This is a genomic window from Ruegeria sp. P10 (genome assembly GCF_056534925.1).
Genome location: NZ_JBQERJ010000002.1, coordinates 98,730 through 111,812 on the forward strand (window position 1 = coordinate 98,730; position 13,083 = coordinate 111,812).

The window sequence follows — 13,083 nt, forward strand, 5'->3', positions numbered from 1 at the left end:
GTCTCAGTCTGCCGTCCTATTGCGCGGCAGACAATCTAATTGTCAGTTGCTCCGCCGCCTATGAGAAATCAGGGCTGTCGCCCGAGATCAGAACAGCGGCGCGAAAGGCCACGCTGTCAGCCGCAGGGCGCCCGATCCTGTTTCCACGGTGCCGGCAATCTGGCTGAGATCCGACTGAAGCGCTGCGGCATCACCTTCCCCACCGTCGGCCATCGAGGCCAGCAGGTCGCGGGGCGACGTCTCCGTGCGAAAACGCCATGCCACCTGCGGTCAGGCCAGCCAGCGCTGTGTTGAAAAACACAAGACCCATCGTCTCCTCCTTCTGATGCTGGCTCTGGTCTTAGCTCAGGGAAAACCATCGTGAAATTCGACCTTGTTTGCAGATGAGCCGCTGCGTGCGACTAAGGTCGAATGGCATGCCGCCCAAGGACTCATTTTAGTGGAGCAGCATCGGAGGAGGAGCAAACACGGCCATGTTTTTTGCGTCTTTGCAACTCTTGTTCTGTTGCCAATGGTTGCTGCGGCTGAGGTCTCTGTATCTGCTGTCTATCTTCATCAACAGGTCAGACGACCACCGGTTTTGTCGAACCTTGACCCATTGCCCGACGATCTGGGCACGGCAGGTGCAGAACTGGCTTTGTCAGACAACCTGACAACGGCCAAGTTTCTGGGCCACACGTATGAACTGACAGTTTTGACCGTCCCGGAAGACGGGAATTGGCTTGATACGGCGCGCCGGGCCTTGTCCCAGACAAGCTTCCTGATATTGGACGCTCCGGCGCAGGCGCAACTGGCGGTCGCTGATCTTCCCGAGGCCGCCGACGCCGTCTTGCTCAACGCGTCTGCCCGCGACCGCGACTTAAGACATACCGCCTAGCCGTGCCAACCTGCTGCACACCATGCCGTCCGATGCGATGCGCACGGACGCTCTGGCACAATTTCTGGTCAAAAGGCGCTGGGACGATCTGGTTCTGGTCGCCGGAGAACACCAGTCGGACATGGCCTTTGCTGACGCAATGAAACTGTCCCTGACCAAATTCGGACTGGAAATTCGGGCGGAAAAGACCTGGCGTTTCGATGCTGACATGAGGCACAATGCGGCGCAGGAAGTTCCTGTTTTCACAAAGGATTTCGTGGACTACGATGTCACGTTGGTCGCGGATGAGCTGGGCGACTTCGCAAGATATATACCGTTCAACACATGGGAACCCAGGCCGGTCGCAGGTTCGGAAGGGTTGCGACCGGTCACGTGGTCGCCTGTGGTCGAGCAATGGGGCGCGGTTCAGTTGCAGAGCCGGTTCGCCGATCAAGCAGGCCGGTCGATGAGGCCAATCGACTATGCGGCATGGGCTGCGTTTCGGTCCTTGGGCGAGGCCGTGGCCCGAACGCAATCTGGCGATCCCGCGGTTCTGCGGGACTACATTCTGTTGAAAAAATTTTGAACTGGCAGGCTTCAAGGGCCGGGCGATGAGTTTCCGCGCCTGGAACGGTCAGTTGCGCCAACCCATCCCGCTGATGACGGATCGAGCGGTTGTGGCCCTCGCACCGCTCGCGGGTTTCCTGCACCACAGGACTGAACTGGACACTCTGGGAATTGACCAGGCCGAATGCCTGTGCACGGCCTTTAGCGAGGACTGAAGGTAAAGTTTTCCGTCTTTTTGGCCGCTGCTGCATTTTGCACTCCGGCGGTTTCGGACGAGATTTGGATCAGCAATGAAAAAGACGACACGCTCAGCGTGATCAATATCGAAACGTTTGAAGTGATCCGCACCCTTAAAACCGGAGAATGACCACGCGGGATCACATTTTCCAAGGACTACTCGGTTCTCTACATCTGCGCGTCAGATAATGACTCGGTGCAGGTCATGGATCCTGAAACCGGAGAAGTCCTTTATGATCTGCCGTCGGGCGAAGACCCCAAACAGTTCGTTTTGCACCCGAATGATCGGCATCTGTACATCGCCAACGAAGATGACGCGATAACAACTGTCGTCGACACGGTATCGCGGACCGTAATTGCCCAGATAGACGTGGGTATCGAGCCGGAAGGGATGGCGGTTCCACCAGACGGCACGATCGCTGTCACCACGTCCGAGACCATCAATATGGCTCATTGGATCGATACTGAAACACAGGAGTTGTTCGCCAACGCCCTGGTGGACTCGCGCCCGCGCCACGCGGAATTCGTCAAGGGCGGAACCGAACCTTGGGTCAGCTCTGAAATCGACGCCGGAAACTGAATCAAGCTCCTGAATTTCAGCGGCAATGGTGGTCGGTAGATTTTTGGGCGGCCTGAAAGGTCAAGGAAACATATCCCTGCATTCTGGGCGGGACGTCGCGGGACAGACCCGTTCCGAACGACACGTGCAGGGCCAAATGGCGCAACCGTATCAAGATCATGTTCGTCCGGGAGAAGGATCGGCGCCGCGTCGCAAACCGTTGCGACAGATGCCCGAAAGTGGTCCGATAAGTCACCGCTGGTGCCGCCGAAACCATGAGTGTGGAGCCCGGATAAAATGCGCGAATTGCCCCCACGACCATTGTGCAATTTCGCCGACAGACCCGCCTGCGAATAGTTGCCGTGCCAACAGCTCTGACCTGTCGGCGATTCGGTGCGGAGGGAAGACACAAGTCTAGGGAGGACACCGATGAACCGGTTCACAATGGCGGCAGTTGCAAGCGTGATTGCAGTGGGCACGGCCCATGCAGAAGTTACCGAGGACGATCTGGCCAACGACCAGTCAATTGCGACCCAAGTCGTAACAGACGGCATGGGGCGCCATTTGCAGCGCTACAGCCCGTTGGACATGCTGAACAAAGACAACGTCAAGAACCTGTTGCCGGCCTGGGCGTTCAGCCTTGGTGGCGAAAAACAGCGCGGGCAGGATACCCAGCCGCTGATCTATGGCGGCATGATGTATATCACTGGATCGTATTCGCGCCTTTATGCAATTGATCTGGAAACCGGCAAAGAGGTCTGGCAATACGAGGCGCGCCTGCCCGAAGGCATTCTGCCTTGCTGTGACGTGGTGAACCGGCGTGCCGCCATCTACGGCGACAAGGTGATTTTCGGCACCCTTGATGCCCGGATTGTGGCCCTGAACAAAGACACCGGCGACGTCGTGCGGCGTGATAAAATCGCGGACTACAAGGCGGCGTATTCTTACAACGCAGCTCCGCTGATCGTTGACGGGCTGGTGATCACCGGAAATTCCGGTGGTGAGTTTGGCATCGTTGGCGCTGTGCAGGCACGGGACGTGAACACCGGTGATCCGGTATGGAACGCCCGGTCATAAAAGGCCATATGGAGACGCTGAACGATGAAGAAAGCACCATGACGGGCGAGTTGAATGCGACGTGACCCGGCGACATGTGGAAGACCGGCGGTGGCGCAACCTGGCTGGGTTGTTCCTATGACGCGGACACGGATACGCTTGTTTTCGGGGTCGGAAAACCGGCGCCGTGGAACTCGTGGCTGCGCAATGCGGGCACGCCGACGGAAGGTAACGCCGGAGACAACCTTTACGCGGCCAGCCGCATCGGAATCGATCCGAAACCCGGCGAAATCAAATGGCATTTCCAGACCACGCTGCGCGAAGGTTGGGACTATGACGGTGTAAACGAGGTTGTTGCCTATACCGACCGTGAAGGAAACAAGCGTTACGCAACCGCCGATCGCAACGGGTATTTCTATTTTCTGAACCGCGAAGACGGTGCCTTTGTATCGGCCAATCCGTTTGTCAAAGACATAACATGGGCGTCCGGCGTGGATGAGACCGGCCGACCGGTCTTTGTCGAAGAAAACCGCCCCGGGGATCCGTCGTCAGCGGCTGATGACAAGAAGGGTGAAGTGATCTTTGCATCGCCTTCTTTCCTTGGCGGCAAGAAATGGATGCCGATGTCCTTTTCGCAACGTACCGGCAATTTTTATGTACGGTCGAACGAATGGGGCATGGATATCTGGAACCAACCGAACTCGTACAAGAAGGGTGCCGCCTATCTGGGCGCAGGCTTTACGATCAAACCCAACTACGAAGATCACATTGGGTCTCTCAAGGCCATCGATCCGGATGCCGGCGAATGGGAATGGGGATACAAGAACAACGCGCTGCTGTGGTCAGGCGTGATGGCAACAGCCGGTGGCCTGGTGTTCTTTGGCGCGCCTGAAGGTGAGTTTATCGCGCTGGACGACGAGACCAGCGAGAAGCTGTGGTCGTTCCAGACCGGCTCGGGCAGCGTGTGACCTGGGAACAGGATGGTGAACAATATGTCGCGATCATTTCCAGCTGGGGCGGCACTGCACCGCTCTGGGGGGGTGAGGTGGCCAAGAAGGTCAACTATCTGAACCAGGGTGGTACCTTGTGGACCTTCCGCCCGCCAAAGGAACTGGCATCGGCGAACTGACACGGGATCCAGCAAAACCCTGATGCGTACCTCTGATCCGGGGTGCGCGTTACTATACGACCTTCCGCCAGTATGCGTGGTTTTCATTCATCGCTAGGATTGGTTAGGCTGGAGACCATTTGAATGCAAAAGGCTATACCAGATGCTTGCTGAATCCGCCGCGCGCAATAATTTCGAAAACGTGCTGATCGTTGATGACCATCCATTGTTTTGCGACGCCTTGTCGATGACCTTGCAAAGTGTGGCTCAGATCCGGAAAATCCATACGGCAGACCGGCTGGAGGACGCCTTGGATCTGCTGGCAAGTGGGCTGAAACCCGATGCGGTCATGCTGGATCTCAATTTGCCGGATGTGGACGGCCTGGAAGGTTTGATCCGCTTGAAGGCTGCCGCAAACGCACCGGTGATCGTAGTGTCGTCGCTGACGGACAACCGCGTTGTCAGCCAGGTGATACAGGCCGGCGCATCAGGCTATGTCCCCAAGCACAGTCAGCGCGACGTGTTCCGCACTGCATTCGAGACAGTGCACGCCGGTGACGTTTTCGTGCCAGAGGGCTGTGTTTTGATTGACACAGAGGAAGAGGACGAACACGACGAAGCGGTCAAACGACTGGCGACACTGACAAATCAACAGGCGCGCATCCTGCAACTGATCTGCGAAGGCAAACTGAACAAGCAAATCGCCTATGACTTGTCGATTTCGGAAACGACGGTCAAAGCGCACGTGACAGCAATAATGCGAAAACTGGGTGTTCAAAGTCGTACGCAGGCGGTTCTGATCGTCAAGAAAGCGTCCTTTGCCAGTGTCTTGCAAGACCAAGGCTAAGCGTCATACTCTCACGTCATCGTCGCGCTTTTAGGGAGGAGGCACGATGGACCAAGCAGTCGGGTGGGCAACAGCCCGGGCCCGCACGCCAGGCATCGTCAAAACGGCTTTTGCACGCCACGACACCGGGCAGTCGATCGAGACCCTCAGACGCCAGTTGGGTGATGACCCACTTGCGCTTGTCATTCTTTTTGTCAGCCCGAACGCCGATGCATCCGTGGTGATCGCGGATGCCGAGCGCGCCTTTGCGCCGACCCCGATTGTTGGTTGCACCACCGCCGGAGAGCTGGCGGATAGTGGGTATTGCGAAGATCAGATCGTCGCGATCGGCCTGCCGCAATCCCATTTCGACATACGCACGGTTCTTGTTCCGGATCTGAACGAATTCGAGTCCGACAGCATCATCAAAGAGATGATCCACAACAGAAATACGATGATGGCGAACGCACCCGACTGGAGCCATGAATTCACGTTCCTGATGATTGACGGGTTGTCGACAAAAGAAGATGAACTGACGTCGGAATTGGCTGTGGGGCTGGGGCCGGTGCCATTGTTCGGCGGTTCGGCCGGGGATGGAACCAAATTCGGGCGCACTTATGTTCTGTATCAGGGGCAGGCAAGAAGCAACGCAGCCGTACTCACGCAGGTTCGCACGCGGTGTCCGATCAAGGTGTTCAAGACCGATCACCTTCTGCCCACCGCCTATCGCATGGTCGTGACCAAGGCAGACCCGGCAAAACGCATCGTTCAGGAAATCAATGCCGAACCCGCTGCCCGCGAATACGCCCGTATTCTCGGCAAAGACCCGGAACAGCTCACCACATTCACATTCGCGGCCCATCCAGTCGTTGTGCAAATAGGCGGGCAACACCATGTCCGCGCGATCCAGCAGGTAGCGGGAAATGGCGATCTCGTCTTTTTTTCGGCGATTGACGAAGGCTTGGTCCTGACGCTGGCAGAACCTCGGGACATGGTTGAACATCTACAGGAAGAAATCAGCCTGTTGACCGAGAAGCAGCAACCCGACACCATTTTGGGTTGTGACTGCATCCTTCGCCGGCTGGAGGCCCAGCAAAAGCAGAAGACGCACGCGATCTCGGACATCCTGTCTCGCCATCACGTGGTCGGTTTCTCGACCTATGGAGAGCAATTCAATTCGATCCATGTGAACCAGACCCTGACCGGCGTGGCGATATACCCGCCCGAGAAAGAGTAAGGTATGATCGAGCATCTCACAGACCCCTCGGACTCCCTTGAACGTCAGAACGAAAAACTCAGGAAAATTGCCGAAGCCCTGATGCGGCGGGTCGAAGAATCCACCAATGCCTCTGGCGCGGCTTATGCTCAGTTCCAACGGGCGGCGGTGCTTGAACAAGAGGTTCGCGCCCGAACGGATGACCTTGAGCGCGCGCTTGAACTTCTGAATGACTCCAACGCCAGGTTGGCGCAGGCCAACAAGGAAACCGAAGCAGCGCGCGCAGATTTGGCAAATGCGATCGAAACGGTGCAGGAAGGCTTTGCCCTGTTCAATCGTGACGAAGAACTGGTGCTGTGCAACAGCAGGTTCGGGATGCATATGCCCGATATTCAGGAACAGCTGAACCCCGGCTTGTGTTTTGCCGACTACGTGGAACTGGTCAGCCGATCCAGGTTCCTGTCCTTGCCAGAGACAATGAGCCCAGAGGACTGGGCCAAAAGCCGTCTGGATCGTCACGCAGATGACCACGTGGTGTTCAATGTTCGTCTTTCGGGCAATCGGTGGACGCAAGTGTCAGAACACCGCACGCCAGACGGGGGCACCGTGATCCTGCAAACCGACGTGACAGATATCATGCGGATCGAACGGCAAGAAAGGGATCGCATTCTTGACGACAAGGCGCGGCTGATCCGCGCCACGCTTGAACATATCGATCAGGGCGTCTGTATCTTTGACAACAAGCACCGCATGATCGGGTGGAACACCCGCGCAAGCGAGCTTTTGGCCATACCGATCACTCAGTTTCAGATGGGCATGCGGTTTGAAACCCTGTCCAATCGCCTGGGCGACAACATCAGCTTTCAGAAAGGCATAACCGAGGCGGATCTGCTGGATTGGGTCAGCCGACCAACCTACCGCCGCCCTCTTCAGTTCCAGATGCATCAGGGGCGATCGAAAATCCTGTCGGTCTTTGCGCAGGAAATGCCAGACCGGGGCTTTGTGATTTCCTTTACCGATGTAACTGCGGAACGGAGGTCTGCGCAGGCCTTGTATGAAGCCAAGGAACTTTTGGAACAACGTGTGGCGTCACGCACAATGGAGCTTGCGGATGCGCTGAACGAGGCTGAACGGGCGAACGCGTCAAAATCGCGTTTTGTGGCCGCCGCCAGCCATGACCTGTTGCAGCCTCTGTCTGCTGCAAAGCTCTATGTTGCGTCACTGGGCAGCGGTTTGGACACTGACACCGCCCGGACCGTTGCAGCAAAAGCAGAAAGCGCCCTGAACAGTGTCGAACACATTCTCGAAGCCCTGCTGGACATCTCAAAGCTGGATTCCGGGCGGGCCAAGGCGCATCTGTCCACAGTGTCGGTGGGCGAGCTTTTCTTGCAGATGGAAGACGCATTCAAGCCCGTCGCCCAGGCCAAGGGTTTGAGTTTGCGTTTTGTTGACACAAAGGCTCTGGTCACAAGCGATGCCAGTTACCTTCGGCGTATATTGCAGAATCTGCTGTCAAACGCGATCCGGTACACCGAGACCGGCAAAGTTCTTGTTGGTGTCAGGCATCGCAAGAACGCAATTGCTTTGGAAGTCTGGGATACGGGCATTGGCATAGCATCAGATCAAAGAGATATCGTGTTTCAGGAATTTCAGCGTTTGCATTCAGATGCCAGCGCCGCCGAAGGAATGGGGTTGGGTCTTGCGATTGTCGAGCGGGCCTGCGGGTTGCTACAACACCCCATCCACCTGTTTTCCGAAGTTGGAAAGGGCACGGGGTTTTCGGTCGAAATACCTTTGGCCCGGGTGAAACCAGAGGTTTCTCTCTGCTCTTCAGTGGTACAAAAACCAAACTTGAATGTGCTGGGCAACACCGTCGCCCTGTTGATCGAAAACGATGAAAACCTGCGCGGCGCGTTGACCATGACCATCGAATCCTGGGGCGTCGAGGTTCTGGAATGCGAAAGCGAAAGCGAAGCGATTGGCCTTCTGCGCGAAATAGGCATCCTGCCAGACTTTGTTGTCGCCGACTATCAATTGAACAACGGAAAAACAGGCACGGACGCCATGCGCGCCCTGACGGATGAATTCGGGCATTTGCCCGGCTGTATTATCTCAGCCAATCGATCACAAGAGCTTGTTCAGCAGTGCAAACAAGCAAAGCTGCCGCTGTTTTACAAACCGATAGATCCGCAACTGCTAAAATCGACGCTGGAGGCCTCGGTCGCGCGCGTCATCTGAGTTTTTCCGGTTGTCGCACATTTCCAAGTTCGGCCGGGTGTCTTTCAGAAGTCTTCCGTCCGCGGGTTGGCGTTGGTCTGATCCAGCATCGACACAACTTCCGCCTTCCATCCCGCTTTTATTTTCAGCGCCAATTGCGAAGGGGGGCGGTGATCCGGCGACAGGATGGCGTATTCGTATCTGAGGGGGTCCTTGAAAGGCAGGAATACCACACGGCCATGCGAGATATTCAGCTTCCGTTCCGTCGCAACAGTCAACGGATCGACAATCGAGCAGCACTGCCCCGATCCAACAAACGGAATGAGCGGAAGAAAATACTGGCACGTCACACTAGGTTTGTAAGTGGCGGCAACCATCTGAAAAGCGCGCTGCACTTTTTTCTGAAAAGGGTGGGTGTCATACAGTCCACCCATTGGCACATCATCGAGATCCGAAATCGTCACAGCCTTTTCTTGCGCCAACGGATTGTCCCGATCCATTGCGCAAAAGCAGTCTCCGCTGATGATCTCTGCCGTAAATTGTGGCTTCTTTCCGACCGGGTGTTCGAAATCAGCAAACCCGAAATCAATGTTCTGAGTGCCTGCAAGTTCCATTATCTGTGGCGAACTGCGGGTGGACAGCGTAACCCGGATGTCCGGATTCCCGCCAACTGAACGGCTTATGAAATTCGGGAAGGCAAAAATGGACGGTCCCGGCATGGCGGCAATGTTCAGGCTGCCTGAATTTCCTTTAAGAAGACCGTGCATCGTACTGGAAACCGTAGATAATCTGTCCAGTATTCCGGTGGTTTCTGCCAACAGGTAATGCGCCTCTGGCACTGGGATCAGACGCCGGCCTTTTCGTTCGAACAAGGTCAGTCCCAGACTCCTTTCCAGGTTCTTGATTGCCAGGCTGATCGCGGGTTGTGTCCTGTTCAGCTTCTTCGCGGTTTGAGAGATGGACCCGGTTTCCATCACCTCACGAAAAACTGTCAATTGAGCAAGGTTCATATCTAAAACATAAGCTAAACTTTCATTTTGTTAAATATAACAAATTTGTATTTATGCTAAAACTCCATAGGCTGAACGGATCAGAATTCGAACAAACCGAATCCAATGATCCACAACTGGGAGCTTACGATGAAATTGATGAAATGCCTGACGGGTTTGGCTTTGGCGGGTGCATTGGCTGCACCGGCGTTTGCACAGGACCCAACCTTTTTTCGCATCGGCACCGGCGGTGCAGGCGGCACTTATTTCCCGATCGGCGGGACCATCGCCAACGGAATTTCGGCCCCTCCAGGCTCACGCCCCTGCGAAGAGGGCGGCCAATGCGGCGTGCCCGGGTTGATCGCGATTGCACAGTCGACAACTGCGTCAGTCTTCAACAATGCCGCCGTGCAAAACGGCGAGCTTGAGGCCGGCCTGGCCGCGGCAGATGTAACCCGTTCGATGTATCTGGGTGAGGGCAAGTTTGAAGGCAAACCCCACCCGAAACTGCGCATCGTCGCAAACCTGTTCCCGGAAGACCTGCACCTGGTGCTGCCAGCCGGTCAGACGATCAACGATCTGAGTGATCTCAAAGGCAAGCGCGTTGGTATTGCCCAGGCTGGTTCCGGCACGCAGGTGGCCGTTTTGCAGATGCTGGACGCCTGGGGCGTCAATCGCGACAATATGGACGAGGCCGAGCTGAACAACAGTCAGAGCGCCGAGCGTTTGGCCGACGGTCAGCTTGACGCCTATTTCTACGCAGCAGGCTGGCCGGTTGCCGCAATGGTGCAGCTGTCATCGACCAAGGGCATGAACCTGCATTCCTTCAGCGATGAAGATCTGGCAAAGATCAACGAGATCATTCCTGCCTATATCCCGTCCGCTATCCCGGGCGGTGTATATGAAGGCATCGATTCCGAAACCAAGACCCCTGCGGTCAGCGCAATGCTGGTTGTGTCATCGGATCTGTCCGAAGATCTGGTCTATCAGCTGACCAAGGCCCTGTGGAACGACAACACGCGCAAGCTGCTGGACAACGGCCACGCAAAGGGCAAGCAGATCACGCCTGATACTGCCCTCGACGGCGTCGAGGCGCTGGGTGTTCCGCTGCATCCGGGTGCTGAGAAGTTCTATAAAGAAGCCGGTCTTCTTCAATAACCACACCTGACTGAAACCTGTCGTCGGTGCCCCTTCTTGGGGCACCGCACTCTGGAATTTTGCGAAATCGGGGGGCCATCATGTCCGAGACCCAGAAACTTGATGACCACGAACTGACGGCCGAGGAGCTGGCGGCCATCGAAGAACAGTTCGACGAAGGCGCCGCTGTCCGGCAGGTCACGCCCACGGCAGGCAAGGTGTTGCGTGTCGTCGCCCTGATCTTTGCATTCTACGAATTCTTCACGGCTGGGTTCGGCTTGCCGGCCGACCACTGGCATATGGGCATCTATCTGGCTCTGCTGTTCATTCTGGTCTACGCCACGATCCCGATTGTCGGGACCAAAAGTCTCTATGCTCTCAAAGTCAGTCGCTTCCGCATCGGCAACGTCCCTCTTTATGATCTGGTGTTCATGGCGCTTGGCATCGTCGCCGCGCTTTACGTTGGTTTCGCCTGGCGCGGCATCCCGTTCCTGGGGATCGAGGAACAAACCTTCCGCATGGGCAACCCAAACAGCTATGATGTGATCCTCGGCGTCATCATCATCCTTCTGGTACTGGACATTGCGCGCCGCACGCTGGGTTGGGTATTGCCGTTGATCATCTGCGTATTCATCTCATACGCGCTGATGGGTCCCTATTTTCCCGGGTTGCTGCAACATCCGGGCGTGAACTTCAAAACCTTCGTGTCGTCGATGTACTTCCCGCAGGAAGGAATCTATGGCGTGACGCTTTGGGTTGTTTCGACCATCGTGTTCCACTTTGTCCTGTTCGGCGTGATCGCTCAGCGAACGGGGCTTGGACAATTGTTCATTGATAACGCAACCATTTTGGCGGGTCGCTATACGGGCGGTCCGGCCAAAGTGTCGGTGGTATCCTCGGCCTTCTTCGGCACGATCTCGGGCTCTTCGGTGGCCAACACCGTTTCGACCGGCGCGCTGACAATTCCCAACATGAAGCGCCTTGGATACCCCGGTCACTTTGCAGGCGGGGTCGAGGCCGCGTCTTCGGCCGGTGGTCAGATCACTCCGCCCATCATGGGCGCTGCGGCCTTCATCATGGCCGAGTTCCTCGAGGTGCCCTATACCACCATCGTGATCGCAGCGATCTTTCCGGCGATACTGCACTATGTCGGCGTCTTTGCCGTGGTGCACCTGATGGCGCGTAAGCTGAACCTGCAAGGTCTGGCGAAAGAGCAATTGCCACAGCTCAAGGCCGTCTGGGCCGAGGGTTGGGCCAATATCGTTCCGTTGATCGGTTTGTTGGTCGTCCTGTTTACCGGCTACACGCCGTTCATGTCGGCCTTCTGCGGTATTTCGCTGGCGGTTATCGCGGGCATGTCGCGGATCAAGCAACCGCCAACACTGATCTACGCGGCGGCGTTTCTTGCGTTCGTGCTTTGGAAGTTCTCCGACGGTGGGTTTGACCTGTCCATGACAGCGATTCTGTGCGGATTGTCGGTGATTGCCACGCTCAACCCGCAGAAACGGATAGAAGTGCCCGAGATGTTGGCCGCGGTCGAACTTGGGGTAAAGTACTCGCTGGCCGTGGGGGCCGCTGCCGCCGCTGTTGGTATCGTGGTGGGTGTCATCAACACTACCGGCATCGGCTTTCGCATCGGCTTCATGGTCACGCAGGGCGCGGGCAATCTGGCATCCGATCTTTACAACATGATCTCGTTCGGCAGTTTCCAACTGTTTGCGATGGAAGACCTGCAATTGTTTATCTCGCTGGTCTTTATTGCCATCGTCTGCATTCTGATGGGTGCCGGCATCCCGACCACGGCGCTGTACATCATGCTCGTCTCGGTGGCGCAGCCTGCGCTGGCGCAGTTGGGGGTTCCACCCATCGCCAGCCATCTGTTCGTGTTGTATTATGGCGTGGTCTCCGAGATCACACCTCCGGTCTGTACGTCGGCCTATGCGGCGGCAGCGATTGCGAATTCCAACCCGTTCCGCACCGGGCTGTCCGCCTTTACGCTGGGACTGGGCAAGGTCATCGCGCCAATGGCGTTCGTCTATGCGCCGGTTTTGCTGTTCGTGTCTTCCACCGGGTTCGATCTTTGGGAATTCACCTATACCGCCGCCAGCTGTATCGCCGGTGTCATCGCCCTTTCGGCAGCGGTCGTGGGGTATTGGTTGCAGCCACTCAACCTCGTGTCGCGCATCCTGATGGCCATTGCCGGGGTTATCTTCGTGGCGCCCACGCTGACGGCTGACCTGATCGCATTGGCGGTGGCGTCTCCTGTCATCATCACACAGGTGATCGCCCGCAGCCGAATTCAAGCAACGGTCTGA

10 protein-coding genes and 2 pseudogenes are annotated in these 13,083 nt (G+C 56.6%); 10 read left to right on the forward strand and 2 right to left on the reverse strand.

The features are described from left to right. Nucleotides 1-87: 87 nt before the first annotated feature. Nucleotides 88-264 carry a hypothetical protein gene (locus ACR0FB_RS03740; protein WP_480620095.1) on the reverse strand — a complete coding sequence of 59 codons (177 nt, stop codon included), beginning with the start codon at nucleotides 262-264 and terminating at the stop codon, nucleotides 88-90. Between the two features lie 316 nt (nucleotides 265-580). On the opposite strand from ACR0FB_RS03740, the gene ACR0FB_RS03745 reads away from it, so the two are divergent. The 8 genes and pseudogenes from ACR0FB_RS03745 (at nucleotide 581) to ACR0FB_RS03780 (ending at nucleotide 8,663) form a co-directional block, all read left to right on the forward strand. Next, complete coding sequence (locus ACR0FB_RS03745; protein WP_480620097.1) at nucleotides 581-877, forward strand: hypothetical protein; 297 nt, start codon at nucleotides 581-583, stop codon at nucleotides 875-877. A gap of 22 nt (nucleotides 878-899) precedes the next feature. Beyond that, nucleotides 900-1,442: a type 1 periplasmic-binding domain-containing protein gene (locus ACR0FB_RS03750; protein WP_480620099.1), complete on the forward strand. Its 543-nt coding sequence runs from the start codon at nucleotides 900-902 to the stop codon at nucleotides 1,440-1,442. Between the two features lie 25 nt (nucleotides 1,443-1,467). After that, nucleotides 1,468-1,638, forward strand: coding sequence for a hypothetical protein (locus ACR0FB_RS03755; protein ID WP_480620101.1), 171 nt, complete (start codon nucleotides 1,468-1,470; stop codon nucleotides 1,636-1,638). After that, nucleotides 1,635-2,225: pseudogene (locus tag ACR0FB_RS03760) on the forward strand (YVTN family beta-propeller repeat protein); the annotation flags it as partial. The gene ACR0FB_RS03755 and the pseudogene ACR0FB_RS03760, both read left to right, overlap by 4 nt. A gap of 423 nt (nucleotides 2,226-2,648) precedes the next feature. Then, nucleotides 2,649-4,404 (forward strand): annotated as a pseudogene (locus ACR0FB_RS03765) (PQQ-dependent methanol/ethanol family dehydrogenase). Nucleotides 4,405-4,546: 142 nt separating this feature from the next. Further along, the gene (locus tag ACR0FB_RS03770) at nucleotides 4,547-5,230 is read left to right on the forward strand and encodes a response regulator (protein ID WP_480620103.1); all 684 of its coding nucleotides are present in this window, start codon (nucleotides 4,547-4,549) and stop codon (nucleotides 5,228-5,230) included. A gap of 46 nt (nucleotides 5,231-5,276) precedes the next feature. After that, a complete protein-coding gene (locus tag ACR0FB_RS03775) occupies nucleotides 5,277-6,446 on the forward strand; it encodes an FIST N-terminal domain-containing protein (RefSeq protein ID WP_171723722.1) in 1,170 nt (389 codons plus the stop codon). Between the two features lie 3 nt (nucleotides 6,447-6,449). Next, the gene (locus tag ACR0FB_RS03780; RefSeq protein ID WP_209833994.1) at nucleotides 6,450-8,663 is read left to right on the forward strand and encodes a hybrid sensor histidine kinase/response regulator; all 2,214 of its coding nucleotides are present in this window, start codon (nucleotides 6,450-6,452) and stop codon (nucleotides 8,661-8,663) included. Nucleotides 8,664-8,707: 44 nt separating this feature from the next. Here ACR0FB_RS03780 and ACR0FB_RS03785 read toward each other — a convergent pair whose 3' ends face one another. Continuing rightward, the gene (locus ACR0FB_RS03785) at nucleotides 8,708-9,637 is read right to left on the reverse strand and encodes a LysR family transcriptional regulator (protein WP_253283270.1); all 930 of its coding nucleotides are present in this window, start codon (nucleotides 9,635-9,637) and stop codon (nucleotides 8,708-8,710) included. Nucleotides 9,638-9,781: 144 nt separating this feature from the next. Between ACR0FB_RS03785 and ACR0FB_RS03790 the strand changes: the two genes are divergently transcribed. Further along, nucleotides 9,782-10,789 (forward strand): TAXI family TRAP transporter solute-binding subunit, encoded by a 1,008-nt coding sequence (locus tag ACR0FB_RS03790; RefSeq protein ID WP_171635979.1) that lies wholly within the window; start codon nucleotides 9,782-9,784, stop codon nucleotides 10,787-10,789. An 80-nt stretch (nucleotides 10,790-10,869) separates the two neighbouring features. Further along, on the forward strand, nucleotides 10,870-13,083 hold the full coding sequence (locus ACR0FB_RS03795) for a TRAP transporter permease (RefSeq protein ID WP_480620105.1): 2,214 nt from the start codon (nucleotides 10,870-10,872) through the stop codon (nucleotides 13,081-13,083).

What these genes read in the sequence shown, in the direction of transcription:
- ACR0FB_RS03780 (WP_209833994.1), top strand. Translation starts at nt 6,450, where the DNA reads ATGATCGAGCATCTCACAGACCCCTCGGACTCCCTTGAACGTCAGAAC.
- ACR0FB_RS03790 (WP_171635979.1), top strand. Translation starts at nt 9,782, where the DNA reads ATGAAATTGATGAAATGCCTGACGGGTTTGGCTTTGGCGGGTGCATTG.
- ACR0FB_RS03770 (WP_480620103.1), top strand. Translation starts at nt 4,547, where the DNA reads ATGCTTGCTGAATCCGCCGCGCGCAATAATTTCGAAAACGTGCTGATC.
- ACR0FB_RS03795 (WP_480620105.1), top strand. Translation starts at nt 10,870, where the DNA reads ATGTCCGAGACCCAGAAACTTGATGACCACGAACTGACGGCCGAGGAG.
- ACR0FB_RS03775 (WP_171723722.1), top strand. Translation starts at nt 5,277, where the DNA reads ATGGACCAAGCAGTCGGGTGGGCAACAGCCCGGGCCCGCACGCCAGGC.
- ACR0FB_RS03750 (WP_480620099.1), top strand. Translation starts at nt 900, where the DNA reads ATGCCGTCCGATGCGATGCGCACGGACGCTCTGGCACAATTTCTGGTC.
- ACR0FB_RS03755 (WP_480620101.1), top strand. Translation starts at nt 1,468, where the DNA reads ATGAGTTTCCGCGCCTGGAACGGTCAGTTGCGCCAACCCATCCCGCTG.